We start from the raw sequence: 17,099 nt of genomic DNA on the forward strand, positions 1-17,099 counted from the left end.
CGCTTTCTGGCCGGCACCGACTTCCCTCATCGATAGAGCGCGTCAACTGCGGCCATCGATTCGTCGTGTGTCAGGTCCAGATGCAGCGGCGTCACCGTGATCCAGTCCTCCGCGATCGCTTCGAGATCGGTGGCGTTGCCCGGGGTATGTTCGGTCGTGCCCAGGCCGAACCAGTAATAGGGATAGCCGCGCGGATCGGTGCCCTTGACGATGCGGGTGCGGCCATAATCGTGGAAGCCCTGGCGCACCGCCTTCACGCCGCGCACCGCGTCGGGCGTGGTCGCGGGGAAATTGACGTTGATCAGCGTCCGGAACGGCATCTTCATGCCGATGAGCGGGCGCAGCACGCGCTCTCCCCATGCCTCGGCGACGGCGAAGGGCACGCTGTCCCCCATGCCTTCGCGGGCATAGACCTGGCTCAGCGCGATCGCCGGCACGCCCGCGAGCGCGCCTTCCATCGCCGCCGAAACCGTACCCGAATAAGTGACGTCCTCGCCGAGATTGGCGCCGCGATTGACGCCTGAGAGCACGAGATCGGGCTTGTCGCCCTCGATCAGATGGCCAAGCGCCATCAGCACCGAGTCGGTGGGCGTGCCGCTGACCGACCAGCGGCGTTCGCCATGACGGCGGACGCGGACCGGGCGGCTGAGCGTCAGCGAATGGCCGGCACCCGACTGTTCCTCCGACGGCGCCACCACCCACACATCGTCCGAAAGGGCGCGGGCGATGCTCTCCATCACTTTCAGTCCCGGCGCGTGGATGCCGTCATCGTTGGTGACGAGGATACGCATCAGGCCGGCACCAGCGTGTCGATGCCGCCCATATAGGGGATCAGTGCCTGGGGCACGCGGACTGAGCCGTCGGCCTCCTGATAGTTTTCGAGCACGGCGACCAGGGTACGGCCGACCGCGAGCCCCGATCCGTTGAGCGTGTGGAGGAAACGCGTACCCTTCGCATCGCCGGCGGCACGGAAGCGCGCGGCCATGCGCCGCGCCTGGAAATCGCCGCAGTTGGAGATGCTGCTGATCTCGCGATAATTATTCTGGCCGGGCAGCCAGACTTCGAGATCGAAGGTCTTGCGCGCGGCAAAACCCATATCGCCGGTGCACAGCAGCATCTTGCGATAGGGCAGCGACAGCGCCTGCAGGATCGCCTCCGCCGCACCCGTCATCCGCAGATGCTCGTCTTCGGACTGTTCAGGGGTGGCGATGGTCACCAGTTCGACCTTTTCGAACTGGTGCTGGCGGATCATGCCGCGCGTGTCGCGGCCCGCCGCGCCTGCTTCGGAGCGGAAGCAAGGGGTGAGCGCGGTCAGGCGGATCGGCAGCGCCGCTTCGTCCAGTATCTGTTCGCGGACCAGGTTGGTCAGGCTGACTTCGGCGGTCGGGATCAGCCAGCGCCCATCGGTCGTCTGAAACAGGTCGTCGTGAAACTTCGGGAGCTGGCCGGTGCCGAAGGCGGCATCGTCGCGCACCAGCAGCGGCGGCGCGGTCTCCGAATAGCCCGCGTCGGACTGGCGATCGAGCATGAACTGGCCGAGCGCGCGGTGAAGCCGGGCGATCCCGCCGCGCAACACCGCGAAGCGCGATCCCGAGATGCGCGCGGCGGCTTCGAAATCCAGGCCGAGCGCGGGCGCGAAATCGGCATGTTCCTGCGGTTCGAAGTCGAAGCTCCGCGGCGTGCCCCAGCGCGAAACCTCGACATTTTCGGTCTCGTCGGCGCCGTCGGGCACATCGGCGGCGGGCAGGTTGGGCAGGGCGGCCAGCGCATCGTTCAGCGCGTCGTTCAACTCGCGCTCGCGCGCTTCGAGCGCGGGCAATTTTTCCTTGAGCGTGGCGACTTCCGCCATCAGGGCCGCGGCCTCGTCGTCGCGCTTCTGCGCCTTGGCCGCGCCGATCGCTTTCGATGCCTCGTTGCGCCGGGCCTGCGCGGTCTGCGCTTCGGTGACGACGGCGCGGCGTTCCTCGTCGAGCGCGATCAGTGTCGCCGAAGCGGCGGCTGCGCCCCGGCGGGCAAGCGCGGTATCGAAGGCGGCGGCGTCCTCGCGGATCAGGCGTATGTCGTGCATGCCGCGGCTATGGCCGCGCCGTTCCTGCCATGCAAGCCGCAACCGTGCCGGGCGCCGCGCGTTACGCTCACGGACATGATGAAAGGAGTGTGCCGATGCGGATCGCGAACAAGAGTCTCGTGGTGGTGGCCGATGGACGGAAGATGCTGTTTTTCCGCAACGAGGGAGACGGGCTGCAACCCAATCTGACGATCGACAGCGTCCGCGAGCAGGAGAATCCCGCCGATCGCGATCAGAAGTCCGATGCGCCGGGGCTGGCGTTTTCGAGCGGGGGCTTCAGCCGGCACAGCTATTCGGAGGTCGATTTCCATCAGCAGGAGGAAGATCGTTTCGCCAGCGAAGCCGCGGCGCTGCTGCGCAAGCGCGCCCTGGCCAATGATTTCGAGTCGCTGATCATCGTCGCGCCGCCCCGCACGCTGGGCGAGATGCGCAAACATTATCACAAGGAGGTCGAGAGCCGCCTGGTCGGCGAGATCGCCAAGGATCTGACCGGGCATCCGGTGGATGCGATCGAGAAGATCATCATCGCATCCTGATCCGCCGGACTCAAAAAAGGAGCGGCGCGTCCGGGGTTGAGGACGCGCCGCCCATGCGTTGGGCTCTACAAATCCCGTTTACGGCTTGGGCTTGGCCAGTCGCTTGCGCGCAACAAGCGCCGCCGCCGCCGCACCGAAGAGCAGCACGACTGGCGGTGCCGGAACCGGCGTGCCGCTCGATCCGGAGCTGCCCGAGCTGCCATGGCTGCTTGACCCGTGGCTGCTGGAGCCGTGCCAGCCGCTCGACCCGCCAAAGCTGCTCGACGAGCTGGAGCTGCTCGACGAGGACGAGCTGGAACTGCTCGAGCTCGACGAACTCGAACCGCCCGTGGACGTGCTGCTGCTGCTGCCCGAGCTGGTGCTCGACGAGCTGGATCCGCTGCTGCCCGACGAACCCGAGCTGCCGCTGGAACCATGATGGCCGCTCGACCCATGATGCCCGCTCGATCCGTGATGGCCGCTCGATCCGTGCGGCGGCTTGGGCGGCTTGCCGCCCGTCGATCCGCCGGAACTGCTCGACGAGCTGGAACTGCTCGAAGAAGACGAGCTGGAGCTGCTGCTGGAACTGGACGAGCTCGACCCGCCGGTGGACGTGCTGGTGCTCGAACCGCCACTCGAGGTGGACGTGCTCGATCCACCCGAACCGCCGCTCGATGTGGAGGTGGAACCGCCGCTCGACGTCGAAGAAATGACGATATTGCCGCCCGAGCTGCCACCGCCGAAGAAGCCGCCGCCACCGAAGAAGCCACCACCGCCAAAGCCGCCGCTGCCGCCGACCATCACCGGACCGCCACCGCCGCCGCCGCCTTCGAACGGGACGCCGGCATAGGGGATGGGAGGCATCGGTGCCTGCGCGACTGTCACCACGGCGGGCATCGCACAGGCGGTTTGCGTCGTGGTGGTCACCACGCGCTTGATCCGCTTGACGGGGCGCTTCGCGTAACGGACGCGCTTCACCGGCCGCTTGACCGCCTTCGCGCTTTTCGCGCTGGTCACATGAGCGGGGCGGGGCGCATCGGCGATGTGCATCGCGCCGCCGCCGACGATCGCGCCGCCGCAGGTGCAAGCGCAGAGTTTCGCCAAGGCCATCCGAACAGACATCGCAAATCTCTTTCCTTTGTGGCCGTTGCGGCTGCCCGGATGATGTTCCGGAACCGCGCCCCCGACCTGACACACGCCTAAAAAGGCTTGATCGCCCGCCCAATAACAAGTTTGTTAACCATGTTTTTCGCATGTCGGCCCGGCTGATTGGCATGGGGACGGCAAGTGAATTGGTTAATGTCTCATTACAGGTCGTTTTAGCGGCCGATGGTTAAGCCTTCGCCGCGCAGACACGGTTAACAAGGCGGTGACGGCGCTTTCGAGTCGGGGCGAATCGAAAGACATATGTCGCTTCATCATGCCTCGATCCCGGCATCGCCAAGCGCATGCGGACGCGAGCTTTCCGTGCATTGCCGCAGAATGCGCATCTTCATCGATTCGTTGGCTTGTGCGGCATTTTGGGCGTGGCTATAGCCGCGCCGGAGTGAGCGTCTGGCACGGGCGTCGATGGGCGCGGGGCCAGCAGGTATCGTAACTGGAGACGGGCATGGCGACGGCGTTGACGACCAGCGAGGGAGACCGAGATCCCTTGTCGAAACCGCCGGTGCTGGACACCGATTATCGGCCGTCTCCCGACGAAGAGTTCATGAACGAGCGCCAGCTCGCTTATTTCAAGGCCAAGCTCAACGCGTGGAAGGAGAATATCCTTCGCGAGTCGCGCGATACGCTCAATCAGCTCCAGAATGATTCGCTGCGCGAACCCGATGTCACCGATCGCGCGTCGAGCGAAACCGACTGGTCGATCGAACTGCGCACGCGCGATCGTCAGCGCAAGCTGATCTCGAAGATCGATGCGGCGCTGCGCCGCATCGCCGAGGGTGAATATGGCTATTGCGAAGTGACGGGCGAGCCGATCTCGCTGGCGCGGCTCGAAGCGCGCCCGATCGCGACGATGACGGTCGAGGCGCAGGAGCGTCACGAGCGCCAGGAGAAGATTTCGCGCGACGAGTGAATCCGCGCTAACCATCCGGCTTAAAACTTTAAACACCCTTTTCGGCCTATCCGGTCGCCCTTGGTTCCGCGCATGTCCGGAACCGCGATCATCCGGAGGGCCGGCAGGTGGAACAGCCGATCAAGATCCATGCGGCAGGCAAGGGCCAGAACCGTGAAGCCGCGCGCGACAGCCTTTTCCTCACGGCGGTTGTGAAGCGGCTCGCTGATCGGTCGGAGCGGACGGTGCGCGTGCGCAATCTTTCGGCGGGCGGCATGATGGCCGATTGCACCGAGATCTTCGCGCGCGACGAGGCGATCTCGATAATCTTGCGCGGCGTCGGTGAAGTGAGCGGCCGTGTGGCCTGGCGCTCGATCGACAAGATCGGTATCACCTTCGACAATCAGATTGATCCGAAGCGCGCGCGCAAGCCGGTCGGCACGGCGAAGTCGGATGTGCCGCAGCACATCAGGGTCGCGCAGGTGAGGCGCCCTGGCCTGAAGATCGACTGAAGGACGCGGGCGTTGCCGCGCCCTTCAGCACGGGCGCGTCAATGCGACGAAAGCGCGTCCTTGATCCTCAATTTCTCTTTCTTGAGTTGCGCTATCACGGTTGGGTCTGGACTGGGGCGGCGGTTTTCTTCGGCGATGCGATTCTCAAGACCGGCATGCTTGGTCTCGAGTGCCGAGAAATGTGCCTGTTCCATCCTTCTGTCTCCTTCTGGTGGTCAACGCGGAATGGATTGAAGCACCAAATTCCCTTCCTGTCTCCATCCAATCTCGGTGAACGCGATGGTTGCAATTTGCATTGCGACGATTCGATGACGCTTCACGCTTGAGCCGAACGGCGGCTCGCCCTATCGCTGGGGCGCTCAAATCGGGTCTGGGAAATCGGGGGCTGGCCATGGAACCGGAAGAGATCAGGGCAAGGCTGGCGACGCTTCGGCTCGAGCACCGTGACCTGGACAGCGCGATCGCCTCGCTTGGCGAGACGGCGGCGCCCGACCAGCTTCAACTGGCGCGGTTGAAGAAGCGCAAGCTGCGCCTGAAGGACGAGATCGCGCTGTTCGAGGATCAGTTGATTCCCGATATCATCGCCTGATTCTTCCGGCGTCCATATTCTTGAGGTCGCGCCGAGCCGGTATCCGCTCGCCCCGACGTGATTCATTCCGGGACAGCTTCGTGAAGCGCGACGATTCGAGCGACGACCCGGCGATTTATCGTTTCGCGAACGCGCCGATTGTGTCAGTCTTCGCGCATGGACTGGGGGAACAACCAATCGCGCCTGACGCCGCGTCTGATCGACGCGCTCTACACCGAAGCGATGTTGCTCGCCGACGAGGCGCGTGCCTATTTCGACGAGAATGGCCGCGACGATCGCGAGACGCTCGATCCCATGCTGCGTGTCGGATTTTCGTGCGAGTCGCTGAAGGTGACGACACGGCTGATGCACGTCATCGCCTGGCTGCTGACCCAGCGCGCGATCGACACCGGCGAATTGAGTCCGATCCAGGGCCGCCATCCTTCACGCCGTGTGGGCCATGCGGCGGCGAGCGACGACGAACTCGTCGCGCGCCTGCCAGGCGATGCGCGCGGCCTGATCGAAGCGAGCGTCGACCTCTATGAGCGGGTGAAGCGCATCGATCGCGGCCTGACCACCAGCGAGATTCCGTCCAGCCCCGCACACAATCTGATGCGGCGGCTGGAGGCCGCGTTCTGATCACGGGCGGGTTCGACCGAAATCGATCGAACCCGAACGATATCTATCCCCGATAAGCGGCGTCGAGCGACGCCTTTGCCGCGCGGTACTGCGCCTCGAGCCGGTCGACGCGATCCGCGACCGATTCCACCGCGCTGACGGCGCCGATGCCCTGGCCCGATCCCCAGATGTCGCGCCAGGCCTTTTTCGCCTGATTGCCGCCCGATCCGAAATCCATCGTCTTCAGGTCGCCCTTGGGCAGATTGTCGGGGTCGAGGCCCGACGCGGCGATCGATGAGCGCAGATAATTGCCGTGCACGCCGGTGAAGAGGTCGGAATAGACGATGTCGGCGGCGGCGCTATCGACGATGCCCTGCTTGTAATCGTCCGTCGCATTGGCTTCGCGCGTGGCGATGAAGGCGGAGCCGATATAGGCGAAGTCCGCGCCCATCGCCTGTGCCGCCAGGATCGAGCGGCCATGTGCGATCGAACCCGACAGCGCGACCGGTCCGTCGAACCAGGCACGGATTTCCTGCATCAGCGCGAAGGGGGAGGTTACGCCGGCATGTCCGCCGGCACCCGCCGCGACCGGGATCAGCCCGTCCGCGCCTTTTTCGATCGCCTTGCGCGCGAACCGGTCGTTGATCACGTCATGCAGCGTGATCCCGCCCCAGCCATGGACAGCGGCGTTCAGGTCTTCGCGCGCGCCGAGCGACGTGATGGTGATCGGCACCTGCCATTTGGCGCAGGTCGTGAGGTCGTTTTCCAGGCGATCGTTGGATTTGTGGACGATCTGATTGACCGCATAGGGCGCTGCCGGGTGATCGGGATTGTCGCGGTTCCAGGCAGCGAGTTCCTCGGTGATGCGATGCAGCCATTCGTCGAGCTGCGACTGCGGCCGGGCGTTGAGTGCGGGAAAGGAACCGACGATTCCCGCCTTGCATTGCGCGATCACCAGATCGGGACCGGAAACGATGAAGAGCGGCGAGCCGATGACGGGAAGCCGCAGGCGATCGAAGAGCGGGGAGGGCAGGGTCATGACCGATTTTCTTACCGAAACGATTTGGCCTGTCCAGCAAGGCTCCGCCGACGTTACGGCATGGCTGGCTCGGGCGGGGGGGCTCCGGCCGACTCGGCGGCGCGCTTGAGCGCGAGCGCGTCGAAGATCATCGCGCCGGCCATGAAGACCGCGCCGGTGCAGGCCAGGCAGAGCAGCCAGCCGCCATAGCCTGGGTATTGGACGAGATAGGCCTTGCCGCGCTGCATCGCGCCCGTCGCAAGCGCATAGATGATCAGGCAGGCCTCGAACCGGGTCTTGATGACGAAGAGGCGCTTGATCCGTCTGAACATGCACCCTGCTAAGCAAGGGGCGTGCCGCTCGCGAATTTCCGCCAATCTTCGAACCGCCGAAAGGGTAAATTGTAAGTTAAGCCGACACCGGGCGATCGGCGCCGCGCATCGGCCCGCAGTGCACCTTCACCATCTGGGGACGTGGCTGACATTGTCTCCAACCTTAACCCCCAGCCGTCTGGCGGCTCCCGCGTCGATGGCGATGCCGCCTTCGCGTTCGTCTATCTGTGCGTAGCAGGCCGTGAACTCTGCGAGCCGGCCGGTCGCGACCAGTGCCTTGGTTTCACCATCGGCGATGGCGACGATCGTGTCGTCGCGCGCGTCGGCCAGACTGCGGATGCGATCGGTTTCCACCGTCATCGTCGGGCCGCCATCGAAGATGTCGATATAGTTTTCGAAGCGGAAGCCTTCATTCTCGAGCATCCGCATCGCCGCGCGGCCGCTTGGGTGTGGCGCGCCGATCACCGCGCGCGCATTTTCGGGAAGCATCGCGGTGTAGATCGGATGCTTGGGCATCAGATCGGCGATGAACTGGTTGCCATGGATCGCATTGAAGGCATCGGCTTGCTGAAAGTTCATGCCGAAGAACTTGCCGGCGAGTCCGTCCCAGAAGGGGGATCCGCCGGCTTCGTCGATCACGCCGCGCAATTCCGCCAGCGTCCGATCCGCGAAACGCGCGCGATGGGCGCGCATGAAGAGATAGCGGCTGCGCGCGATCAGCAGGCCCAGCCCGCCGGCGCGCTCGCCGGGATGGAGGAACAGTCCGCCGACCTCGCTGCACCCTTCCAGATCGGTGGAGAGCGAAAGCATATCGGCGCGGAAGGTGCGATCCAGTTCCTGGCTGTGCTGGGTGAGCGTGCCGATGCGATAGGAATAGAAGGGCCATTTTCGGCCGACCTGGCTGAAGAGCTGGCAGGTGCCGCGCACCTCGCCGGTATTGGTATTCTCCAGCACCATCACGAACAGATCGTCGCCGAGCGAGGCGTCGTCGCGGCCCAGTGCTGCCTCGGACCTGGCGAGTTTCGCCGCCAGCGATGCCCGATCGGCGGGCAGGTTGGTGAAGCCGCCGCCGGTGAGCTTCGCCATTTCGTAAAGCGCCTGGAGATCCTTCCCCCGCGCCGCGCGCATCCTGAAGCTCAAATGGCCCCCCTTTCGGCAATCCGCATGATGGTGAGCGCGGACAGTGCCGCGCGCTCGGGCAGCGAGTCTGTGATCAGGAATTCGTCGGAGGAATGGATCGCGCCGCCGCGCGCGCCCATCGTATCGACCACGGGCACGCCGCAGGCCGCGATATTGTTGCCGTCGCACACGCCGCCGGTTGCCTTCCACGTCACCCCGATGCCCAGATCGGCGCCGGCCTGCCTGACCAGTCCGAACAGGCGTTCGGCGCCGGGATCGAGCGGCTTGGGCGGGCGATTGAAGCCGCCATGGACGTGGACATGAACGTCATGCTCGGCGGCGATCGCACCGGTCAGCGCATCGACAAGCGCGCGGGCGCGCGTTTCGTCCGCGGGGGAGGCGGGGCGGAAATTGACGCGCAGCACCGCATGATCGGGCACGACATTGTTGGGGCTGCCGCCATCGATCCTGGCGGGATTGACCTTCAGGCCCGGCCCGTGCGCGGCCTTGAGCCGGACGGCGAGATCGGCGGCGGCGACAAGCGCGTTGCGCCCTTCCTCCGGATTTCGGCCGGCATGCGCGCTGCGGCCGGTGATGATGATGGAGAAATTGCCGCTGCCCGCGCGCGCGCCCGCCAAAGTGCCGTCGGGCAAGGCGGGTTCGTAGGTGAGGGCCGCGACCTTGTTCCGAGCAAGCCGCGCGATCAGCGCGGCCGAGGAACCGGAACCGATCTCCTCGTCCGAGTTGATCAGCACGTCATAACCGAAAAGGCTGGCGGCGGACGATGCCTCGACGGCGCGGAGCGCGGCGAGCATGACGGCGATGCCGCCCTTCATGTCGGCGACGCCGGGGCCGTTGAGGATCCCGGGTTCGAGCCAGCGCAGCGACTGGAATGCGTGGTCGACGGGAAAGACGGTATCCATATGCCCCGTGAAGAGCAGGCGGACGGGCGCATCGGGGCGGACGCTCAGATGCAGATGCCGGCCATGCTCGGGCTCGCTGACGCCGCCGTCGGCGGCGACCGTCTCGACAGTATCGGGCGCGACCAGCACGATGTCGCCCGGCAGTGCCGAAAAAGCGTCGGCAAGCAGATGTGCCATGGTGTCCAGTCCCGCCAGGTTGCGCGAGCCGCTGTTGACGGCGGCCCAGCGCTCGACCTGGGCAAGCATGGGCGCAGACCTGGCGGCTTCGACAACGGTGGATTCTGCTGGGGAGATGCGTGTCATGCCCCGCTTCTAGAAGCTGATCGGTGGCGGTGGAACCGGTGATTGCATCGCGGCGCGGCCTGCGGCATAGGCGAACCGCGTCCTCTCCCCGGGAAATCGCAATGAAAGATCGACCGTGCGCCGATGGCGCGTGGCAGCGAAGGGTGAGCAGATGACGAATTATGTAGCGCGTGACGGGATTCGGATCGACCAGCGGCTGTTCGATTTCGTCGAAGGCGAAGCACTCGCCGGCACCGGGATCGCGGCGGACAGCTTCTGGCACGGCTTTTCCGACCTGCTGGGCACATTCGCGCCGCGCAACCGCGCGCTGCTCGCCGTTCGCGATGCGCTGCAGGAACGCATCGATGCCTGGCATGCCGAACGGCGCGGCAAGCCGATCGACGCGGCCGGATATCAGTCATTCCTGCGCGAAATCGGCTATCTGGTCGATGAGCCTGCACCGTTCACTGTCGGCACGCGCAACGTCGATGCCGAAATCGCGACGATGGCAGGGGCGCAACTGGTGGTGCCTGCGCTCAACGGGCGGTTCGTGCTCAACGCCGCCAATGCGCGCTGGGGCAGCCTCTACGATGCCTTTTACGGGACCGACGCATTGCCGGGCGCGGCGAAGCCGGGGGGATATGATGCCGCGCGCGGCGCTCAGGTGATCGCAGCCGCACGCACCTTTCTGGACGAAGCGGTGCCCGGCTGGGAAAAGGCGCTGGCGGGCGATGCGCATCCCCAACTGGCCGGCGTGCGTGACGGGAAGGCCTATCTGTTCCGCAACAATGGTCTTCATATCGAGATCGTGATCGATCGCGATCATCCGATCGGCAAGGGCGATCCGCTCGGTATCGCCGATGTCGTGCTCGAAGCCGCGCTGACCACGATTGTCGATCTCGAGGATTCGGTGGCGGCGGTCGATGCTGAGGACAAGGTGGCCGCCTATGCCAATTGGCTGGGGCTGATGCGCGGCGACCTGACCGCCAGCTTCGACAAGGGCGGACGCACCATGACGCGCGCGCTGGAGGGCGATCGCGACTGGACAGCCCCCGATGGCACGGCGTTCACGCTGCCCGGCCGCAGCCTGTTGTTCGTGCGCAATGTCGGTCATCTGATGACCAATCCCGCCGTGCTGCTCGCCGACGGATCGGAGGCGCCGGAAGGCATTCTCGACGCCGTCTTCACCTCGCTGATCGGCTTGCATGATCTGAAGCGGCTGAACGGACCGGACGGGCTGCGCAACAGCCGGACGGGATCGATCTATATCGTGAAGCCCAAGATGCACGGCCCCGACGAAGCGGCGTTCACCAACACGCTGTTCGACGCGGTCGAGGATCTGCTCGGACTTGTGCGGCACACGATCAAGGTGGGTGTGATGGACGAGGAGCGGCGGACCTCCGCCAATCTCGCGGCCTGCATCCATGCCGTCCGCGATCGGATCGTCTTCATCAACACCGGTTTTCTCGATCGTACCGGCGACGAGATCCACACATCGATGCAGGCGGGCGCGATGATCCCCAAGGCTGCGATGAAGGGCAGTGCCTGGATTGCCGCCTATGAAGCGCGCAATGTCCAGATCGGTCTGGCGTGCGGCCTTTCAGGCAAGGCGCAGATCGGCAAGGGCATGTGGGCCGCGCCCGACATGATGGCGGAGATGATGGTACAGAAGATCGGCCACCCCATGGCGGGGGCGAGCACCGCCTGGGTGCCGAGTCCCACTGCCGCAACCTTGCATGCCATGCATTATCACAAGGTCGACGTTTTCGCGCGGCAGGCTGAGCTGGCTCAAGGCGCGGTGCCCGGACTCGATGGGCTGCTGTCGATCCCGCTGGCGGGCGGCGCCAATTTCTCGGAAGAGGAGGTCTCCCGCGAACTCGACAACAATGCCCAGGGCATATTGGGCTATGTCGTGCGCTGGATCGATCAGGGCATCGGTTGCTCCAAGGTGCCCGATATCAACGATATCGGGCTGATGGAGGATCGCGCGACCTTGCGGATCTCGTCGCAACACATGGCCAATTGGCTGCTGCACGGCATCTGTACCGCCGAGCAGGTGGATGCCGCTCTGCTCCGCATGGCGGCGAAGGTCGATGCGCAGAATGCCGGGGATCCGCTTTATCGTCCGATGGCTGCCGAACCCGCATCGAGCATTGCGTTCCGCGCCGCGCGCGCGCTGGTGTTCGAAGGGACGACCCAGCCCAATGGCTATACTGAGCCGCTGCTGCACCGTTTTCGCGCCGAGGCGAAGGCGGGCTGACCGTATTGCCGGCGCGCGTGCGGGATCATGCGCGCCGGCCGGGTACCGACATCATCGGTCACAAAAACGCAAAAATCAGGAAACCAACCGGCCGTTCGCGCATTATGCGACGAACGGATCAACCAAACATAGATCAAGATGACTGTCAGAGCACTCATTGTCGAAGACGAAATCCTGGTCGCGCTGGATCTCGAAAGCGCGCTGATGGAGATCGGAATCGAGGTCGCGGGAATAGCGGCCGATCGCGCGTCGGCGTTGCGCATGGCCGAGGATGTCGATTTCGCGCTGGTCGATGTGAATCTGCGCGATGGGCAGACCGGGCCGTCGATCGGACGGGCGCTGGCGATGGAGCATGGCGTGAAGGTCATCTTCGTGACCGCCAATCCATCGCAACTCGGCGACGGCATCGAAGGAACCATGGGCGTGATGTGCAAGCCCTTCTCCGATGAATCGATCTCCGCCACTGTGGCTTTTCTGACGGCGAGCGACACCAGGGACGATGTGGCACCGCCGCGAGAACTGAAGTTGTTCCAGCTCAATTGAGAGTCCGTGCGCGGCCGTTCGTTTCCCAAGCAGTAGATGGTTGCGTAAAAAGCCCGGCCCCGGGGTTCATATCCCGGGGCCGGGAGTTTATCGGCGGTTTGCGCTTTCAGTCGTCGACCCGGGGCACCACCCCCGCACCGACGGTCTTGCCGCCTTCGCGGATGGCGAAGCGCACGCCCGGCTCGATGCCGACCGGCTTGTTCAGCGTGAAGCCGACTTCAGCCCGATCGCCCGGCGACACCGAGGCGCCGCCGTCGATATCGACCACGCCGGTCACATCGGTCACGCCGAAGAAGAATTGCGGGCGGTATCCGCTCGCAAACGGCGTGTGACGGCCGCCTTCCTCGCCGGTCAGGACGAAGATCTGCGCCCGGCCGGTCATGCGCGCCTTGATGGCGCCCGGCGTGCTCAGCACCTGGCCGCGATCGACATCGTCGCGCTTCAGGCCCCGCAGCAGCAGCCCGACATTCATGCCGGCCCGTGCCTCCGGGATATCCTTCCGGAACGCCTGGGTGCCGGTCACGATCACTTCCGCGCCGCCATTGTCGAGGCCGACGATCTCCACGCCGTCACCGATCCTGAGCGTGCCGCGCTCGACCCGTCCGGACACCACGGTGCCTCGGCCGGGAATGGTGTGCACGCCTTCGATCGGCATCAGGAACGGGCCGTCATAGTCCCGGATCGGATCCGGGATATGCGTGTCGAGCGCCCGCACCAGGTCAGCGATCGCAGCCGCATCGGGGCCGTCGGCTTCGCCACGCTCCACTGCCTCGGTCGCGCGCAGCGCGCTACCGAAAATGAACGGCGAATCCTGATAGCCCTGCGAGGCCAGCAATTCGCTGGTCTCGAGCTGGATCAGCGCCATCATGTCGTCGCGGTCGGCGGCGGCGATCATGTCCATCTTGTTCACGAACACGACGATGTGGCGAACATTCACCTGCCGCGCGAGCAGGATATGCTCGATCGTCTGCTTCGCCGCGCCCTTGGTGGCGTCGACCAGCAGGATCGCGCCATCCATCTGCGAGGCGCCGGTGATCATGTTCTTCACATAATCGGCATGTCCGGGGCAGTCGATGTGCGCATAGTGCCGGTTCTCCGACTCATATTCGACATGACTGGTGTTGATGGTGATGCCGCGGGCCTTTTCCTCGGGGGCCTTGTCGATCTGGTCGAACGACAGGGCCTTGCCGCCGAGCCGCGCCGCCTGAACCCGCGTGATCGCGGAGGTCAGCGTGGTCTTGCCGTGATCGACATGGCCGATCGTGCCGACATTCACATGGATCTTGTTCGTCATCGTCTTCACTCACTTTAAGGCGCCGTTCGGATCCGGCTGGCCGGGCCGGACCGAACGGCCATTGGCATTGGCGCGCCAATTCGATGTCGGGGCTGCGCGGGCGGCATCCCCGGAAAGCAAAAGGCCCGCCGGGCGGAACCCGGCGAGCCTTTGCGAACTCGGTGCCCGGATGTCCCTCAGCGGACCCGGGCGGAAACTGCCCGGAAAATCAGGTTGCGAAATGCCATGCGGCATCGGCGCGCGACTGCGGGTCGCGTGCGTTCAGGCCAGCATTGATCATCAGCAAAAGCGTCATCGCTTCGCTCCTCCGCAAGATCGGCGCAAGCATAGCCCGCACGCAATAAAAAACCCCGGAGGGCGATGGCCATCCAGGGTCTTGCAACACAAGGGGAGGCCAGCGCCTCCTGTAAACAAGAGACGGGTCAGATCTGGATGATATCTAGCGATTCAACGCCGGCTGCCGCCGTCGCATCCATCGCTTCCATGTTGAAATCTGCCGTCGTCACGATTTTGTTCCTCGAATATTGTCGCGGCGGATATCACCAGCCGACAATGATTGCAAGATAAGCGCTTTCGCTACCTATGCAAGGATTCGAGGGGAATGCTGATCCGCGCGTCCAGCCCATGCGGCTGCCAGCGTTTGTCGATCTCTCCCTTGAGCTGCGTGACCACGCTGAGCTGGACGAGCCGGGATCCGAAACCGTTGAGTTCGGGCGGCTGGGTGACGGGCGGTCCGCCATTTTCCTGCCAGCGGATCGTGCAATGCGTTTCGTCGGCGGAGATCTCGACCCGAATGCTGCCCTCGCTGGTGGAAAGACCCCCATATTTCGCGGCGTTGGTCGCCAGTTCATGGAACAGCAGCGCGAGCGGCGTCGCGGCCCGATCGTCGATATCGGTATCGCCGCCGGCGATCACGATCCGCCCTTGCGGGCCGCCATAGGGCGCGAAGAGCTGGCCCAGCATGCCCCGCAGGCTGGCCTGGCCGAGATCGGAACGGGAGGCGTCGCTGTGCGGCCGCACAAAATCATGTGCGCGGCCCAGCGCCATCACGCGATTGCGGAGATCCTCCGCGATCGGCTTGATTTCCGGCCGGGTGCGCGCGGACAGGGCGATCAGCCCGGCGATGACCGCGAAGATGTTCTTGATCCGGTGGCTCAGTTCATGCGCGACGAGTTCGCGCTCCTCCAGCGTCCTTTTGTGATCGTGGATGTCGGTGCAGGTGCCGAACCACCGCGTGATCCGTCCGCCCGGATCGCGCATCGGAAGCGCGCGGCCCAAGGTCCAGCGATATTCGCCGCTATGGTGGCGCAACCGATATTCGATCTCATAGGGTTCGCCGGTATCCAGCGAATGGCGCCAGCGTTCCCAGGCGCGTTCGCGGTCGTCGGGGTGGAACATGCCGTTCCAGGCTTCGCCGTCGGTCGATCCCTCGGGCATGCCGGTGAAGCTGTACCAGCGCTTGTTGTAATAATCGTGATAGCCGTCCGGCAGGGTGGACCAGACCATTTGCGGCATCGTGTCCGCGAGGATCCGGAATTTCTCTACATTTTCCGCAAGGATCGCGTCGTAGCGCTCCATCGCATGCAGATGCCGCCGCGCTTCGAGCAGGTTCATCACCTGTGCGGCGAGGACGGTGAGGCCTTGCGCCTGAAGCGGGGTCAGGCCGTGTCGCGGCGCGGAGTCGATCACGCAGAGCGAGCCGAGCGGAATGCCCTCCGGCGAGATCAGCGGCGCGCCGGCATAGAAGCGGATATGCGGAGCGCCGGTGACCAGGGGATTGTCCGCGAACCGGGGATCCTGCGTCGCATCGGGGATCACCATGATGCCAGGACCCAGCATGGCATGTTTGCAGAACGACACCTCTCGCGGCGTCTGCTCGGCGTCGAGCCCGGTCCGGGCCTTGAACCATTGCCGATCGCGTTCGACCAGGCTGATCAGCGAGATCGGCGCTTCGCACAACGCGCCCGCGAATTTGACGATATCGTCGAAGGCCGACTCGGGCTGGCTGTCCAGCACGCCATATTCGGCGAACAGCGCGTCGCGCCGGGCTTCGTTGAGGTCGGCGATGATACCGTACTTTCGAAAATTGCGGACCGGACTGATCGGATGACATAACCGCCGGCCGATCACAACGGTTCCGCAAGGGGCGGGAATGCGCGGCCTCAGGCCGGGTGGAGATATGGTGCAAACTCTCGCACGATCGCTTCGTAGAGCGCCCGCTTGAACGGCACGATCATCGCCGGAAGATCCGCCGGATCGGCCCATTTCCAGGCGCGGAACTCGGGATGTTCGGTCGCGATGTCGATGTCGCCATCCTCGCCCAGAAACCGCATCAGGAACCAGGCCTGGCGCTGCCCGCGATAGCGCCCCTTCCACACCTTGCCGACCAGATCCGCCGGCAGGTCGTAGAACAGGTCCTCCGTCGAACGCGCGATCACTTCGATCAGATGCTGCGCGACGCCGGTCTCCTCACCAACCTCGCGGATCGCGGCCGCTTCCGCTTCCTCGCCTTCGTCGATACCGCCCTGCGGCATCTGCCAGGCTTCCAGCACATTATCGATCCGCTGTCCGACGAACACCTTGCCCGCGCGATTGACGAGCATGACCCCCGCGCAAGGGCGATAGGGCAGGGATGCCGGGTCGTTCATGGTCATACGCATCCTTACTCTCGTCATTCCGGCGAAAGCCGGAATCTCTGGCTCAGTTGTTGATCGATTGGAACAGATCCTCCCATGCGGGATTCGCTGTCTCGATAAGCTCGATTTTCCAATCGCGCTTCCATTCCTTCAACGCCTTTTCGCGCGCAATCGCGTCGAGCATCGTAACGTGATGTTCGGCAAGAACGAGCCGGCTCAGCTTGTAGCGTCGACAAAATTCCGATCCATTGCCCATGCGATATTGGTTGACTCGTGCCGGCAGGTTGGAGGTCACGCCGATGTATAGTGTGCCGCGGCGGCGGTTGGTCATGATGTAGGTCCAGCCGCCGACGGCCAT

Annotated in this window: 20 protein-coding genes; 9 read left to right on the forward strand and 11 right to left on the reverse strand. The window is 64.6% G+C overall.

Annotated features, from left to right (window positions below; translation table 11 throughout):
* Positions 1-26: 26 nt before the first annotated feature.
* Entirely contained in the window at positions 27-791 is a 765-nt protein-coding gene (gene surE / locus K7G82_RS01540) for a 5'/3'-nucleotidase SurE (RefSeq protein ID WP_222988048.1), read from the reverse strand.
* Positions 791-2,068, reverse strand: coding sequence for a serine--tRNA ligase (gene serS / locus K7G82_RS01545; RefSeq protein ID WP_222988049.1), 1,278 nt, complete (start codon positions 2,066-2,068; stop codon positions 791-793). Before serS ends, surE begins: the two co-directional genes overlap by 1 nt.
* Positions 2,069-2,163: 95 nt before the next feature.
* Between serS and K7G82_RS01550 the strand changes: the two genes are divergently transcribed.
* From K7G82_RS01550 to K7G82_RS01570, 5 genes are all read left to right on the forward strand, one after another.
* Positions 2,164-2,604, forward strand: a complete 441-nt coding sequence (locus tag K7G82_RS01550; RefSeq protein ID WP_222988050.1) for a host attachment family protein — start codon at positions 2,164-2,166, stop codon at positions 2,602-2,604.
* 91 nt (positions 2,605-2,695) lie between these two features.
* Positions 2,696-3,022, forward strand: coding sequence for a hypothetical protein (locus K7G82_RS01555; protein ID WP_222988051.1), 327 nt, complete (start codon positions 2,696-2,698; stop codon positions 3,020-3,022).
* 60 nt (positions 3,023-3,082) lie between these two features.
* The gene (locus tag K7G82_RS01560) at positions 3,083-3,433 is read left to right on the forward strand and encodes a hypothetical protein (protein ID WP_222988052.1); all 351 of its coding nucleotides are present in this window, start codon (positions 3,083-3,085) and stop codon (positions 3,431-3,433) included.
* A 759-nt stretch (positions 3,434-4,192) separates the two neighbouring features.
* The gene (gene dksA, locus K7G82_RS01565; protein ID WP_222988053.1) at positions 4,193-4,657 is read left to right on the forward strand and encodes an RNA polymerase-binding protein DksA; all 465 of its coding nucleotides are present in this window, start codon (positions 4,193-4,195) and stop codon (positions 4,655-4,657) included.
* Between the two features lie 107 nt (positions 4,658-4,764).
* Positions 4,765-5,148 carry a PilZ domain-containing protein gene (locus K7G82_RS01570; protein WP_222988054.1) on the forward strand — a complete coding sequence of 128 codons (384 nt, stop codon included), beginning with the start codon at positions 4,765-4,767 and terminating at the stop codon, positions 5,146-5,148.
* Positions 5,149-5,186: 38 nt separating this feature from the next.
* Here K7G82_RS01570 and K7G82_RS01575 read toward each other — a convergent pair whose 3' ends face one another.
* The gene (locus K7G82_RS01575; RefSeq protein ID WP_222988055.1) at positions 5,187-5,342 is read right to left on the reverse strand and encodes a YdcH family protein; all 156 of its coding nucleotides are present in this window, start codon (positions 5,340-5,342) and stop codon (positions 5,187-5,189) included.
* A 197-nt stretch (positions 5,343-5,539) separates the two neighbouring features.
* On the opposite strand from K7G82_RS01575, the gene K7G82_RS01580 reads away from it, so the two are divergent.
* Together K7G82_RS01580 and K7G82_RS01585 are read left to right on the forward strand one after the other, a co-directional pair.
* A complete protein-coding gene (locus K7G82_RS01580; RefSeq protein WP_222988056.1) occupies positions 5,540-5,737 on the forward strand; it encodes a YdcH family protein in 198 nt (65 codons plus the stop codon).
* A 156-nt stretch (positions 5,738-5,893) separates the two neighbouring features.
* A complete protein-coding gene (locus tag K7G82_RS01585; RefSeq protein WP_222988057.1) occupies positions 5,894-6,355 on the forward strand; it encodes a DUF1465 family protein in 462 nt (153 codons plus the stop codon).
* A 43-nt stretch (positions 6,356-6,398) separates the two neighbouring features.
* Here the strand turns inward: K7G82_RS01585 and K7G82_RS01590 are convergent, their stop codons facing one another.
* The 4 genes from K7G82_RS01590 to K7G82_RS01605 form a co-directional block, all read right to left on the reverse strand.
* Complete coding sequence (locus K7G82_RS01590; protein WP_222988058.1) at positions 6,399-7,373, reverse strand: NAD(P)H-dependent flavin oxidoreductase; 975 nt, start codon at positions 7,371-7,373, stop codon at positions 6,399-6,401.
* Between the two features lie 53 nt (positions 7,374-7,426).
* Positions 7,427-7,684: a hypothetical protein gene (locus K7G82_RS01595; protein ID WP_222988059.1), complete on the reverse strand. Its 258-nt coding sequence runs from the start codon at positions 7,682-7,684 to the stop codon at positions 7,427-7,429.
* Positions 7,685-7,810: 126 nt separating this feature from the next.
* Entirely contained in the window at positions 7,811-8,824 is a 1,014-nt protein-coding gene (locus K7G82_RS01600; RefSeq protein ID WP_222988060.1) for an arginine N-succinyltransferase, read from the reverse strand.
* Positions 8,821-10,029, reverse strand: a complete 1,209-nt coding sequence (locus tag K7G82_RS01605; protein ID WP_222988061.1) for a hydrolase — start codon at positions 10,027-10,029, stop codon at positions 8,821-8,823. Before K7G82_RS01605 ends, K7G82_RS01600 begins: the two co-directional genes overlap by 4 nt.
* A 151-nt stretch (positions 10,030-10,180) precedes the next feature.
* Here K7G82_RS01605 and K7G82_RS01610 point away from each other — a divergent pair, with 151 nt between their 5' ends.
* Both K7G82_RS01610 and K7G82_RS01615 read left to right on the forward strand, forming a co-directional pair.
* Complete coding sequence (locus tag K7G82_RS01610) at positions 10,181-12,268, forward strand: malate synthase G (protein WP_222988062.1); 2,088 nt, start codon at positions 10,181-10,183, stop codon at positions 12,266-12,268.
* A 138-nt stretch (positions 12,269-12,406) separates the two neighbouring features.
* The gene (locus K7G82_RS01615; RefSeq protein WP_222988063.1) at positions 12,407-12,811 is read left to right on the forward strand and encodes a response regulator; all 405 of its coding nucleotides are present in this window, start codon (positions 12,407-12,409) and stop codon (positions 12,809-12,811) included.
* 106 nt (positions 12,812-12,917) lie between these two features.
* On the opposite strand, the gene tuf is transcribed toward K7G82_RS01615, so the two are convergent.
* From tuf to K7G82_RS01635, 4 genes are all read right to left on the reverse strand, one after another.
* Positions 12,918-14,105 carry an elongation factor Tu gene (gene tuf, locus K7G82_RS01620; RefSeq protein WP_222988064.1) on the reverse strand — a complete coding sequence of 396 codons (1,188 nt, stop codon included), beginning with the start codon at positions 14,103-14,105 and terminating at the stop codon, positions 12,918-12,920.
* 576 nt (positions 14,106-14,681) lie between these two features.
* Positions 14,682-16,175, reverse strand: coding sequence for a PAS domain-containing protein (locus K7G82_RS01625; protein ID WP_425517239.1), 1,494 nt, complete (start codon positions 16,173-16,175; stop codon positions 14,682-14,684).
* A gap of 92 nt (positions 16,176-16,267) precedes the next feature.
* Positions 16,268-16,753, reverse strand: coding sequence for an RNA pyrophosphohydrolase (locus tag K7G82_RS01630; RefSeq protein WP_222988374.1), 486 nt, complete (start codon positions 16,751-16,753; stop codon positions 16,268-16,270).
* A 52-nt stretch (positions 16,754-16,805) separates the two neighbouring features.
* A complete protein-coding gene (locus tag K7G82_RS01635) occupies positions 16,806-17,099 on the reverse strand; it encodes a GIY-YIG nuclease family protein (RefSeq protein ID WP_222988066.1) in 294 nt (97 codons plus the stop codon).

It is taken from the genome of Sphingomonas colocasiae, from assembly GCF_019880585.1.
GTDB lineage: Bacteria > Pseudomonadota > Alphaproteobacteria > Sphingomonadales > Sphingomonadaceae > Sphingobium_A > Sphingobium_A colocasiae.

Bases quoted from the DNA above. Each gene is read 5' to 3' on its own strand.
- K7G82_RS01580 (WP_222988056.1), top strand. From the start codon at position 5,540: ATGGAACCGGAAGAGATCAGGGCAAGGCTGGCGACGCTTCGGCTCGAG.
- dksA (WP_222988053.1), top strand. From the start codon at position 4,193: ATGGCGACGGCGTTGACGACCAGCGAGGGAGACCGAGATCCCTTGTCG.
- serS (WP_222988049.1), bottom strand. From the start codon at position 2,068: ATGCACGACATACGCCTGATCCGCGAGGACGCCGCCGCCTTCGATACC.
- K7G82_RS01595 (WP_222988059.1), bottom strand. From the start codon at position 7,684: ATGTTCAGACGGATCAAGCGCCTCTTCGTCATCAAGACCCGGTTCGAG.
- K7G82_RS01615 (WP_222988063.1), top strand. From the start codon at position 12,407: ATGACTGTCAGAGCACTCATTGTCGAAGACGAAATCCTGGTCGCGCTG.
- K7G82_RS01585 (WP_222988057.1), top strand. From the start codon at position 5,894: ATGGACTGGGGGAACAACCAATCGCGCCTGACGCCGCGTCTGATCGAC.
- K7G82_RS01550 (WP_222988050.1), top strand. From the start codon at position 2,164: ATGCGGATCGCGAACAAGAGTCTCGTGGTGGTGGCCGATGGACGGAAG.
- K7G82_RS01590 (WP_222988058.1), bottom strand. From the start codon at position 7,373: ATGACCCTGCCCTCCCCGCTCTTCGATCGCCTGCGGCTTCCCGTCATC.
- K7G82_RS01605 (WP_222988061.1), bottom strand. From the start codon at position 10,029: ATGACACGCATCTCCCCAGCAGAATCCACCGTTGTCGAAGCCGCCAGG.
- K7G82_RS01610 (WP_222988062.1), top strand. From the start codon at position 10,181: ATGACGAATTATGTAGCGCGTGACGGGATTCGGATCGACCAGCGGCTG.
- K7G82_RS01575 (WP_222988055.1), bottom strand. From the start codon at position 5,342: ATGGAACAGGCACATTTCTCGGCACTCGAGACCAAGCATGCCGGTCTT.
- surE (WP_222988048.1), bottom strand. From the start codon at position 791: ATGCGTATCCTCGTCACCAACGATGACGGCATCCACGCGCCGGGACTG.
- K7G82_RS01635 (WP_222988066.1), bottom strand. From the start codon at position 17,099: ATGGCCGTCGGCGGCTGGACCTACATCATGACCAACCGCCGCCGCGGC.
- K7G82_RS01630 (WP_222988374.1), bottom strand. From the start codon at position 16,753: ATGAACGACCCGGCATCCCTGCCCTATCGCCCTTGCGCGGGGGTCATG.
- tuf (WP_222988064.1), bottom strand. From the start codon at position 14,105: ATGACGAACAAGATCCATGTGAATGTCGGCACGATCGGCCATGTCGAT.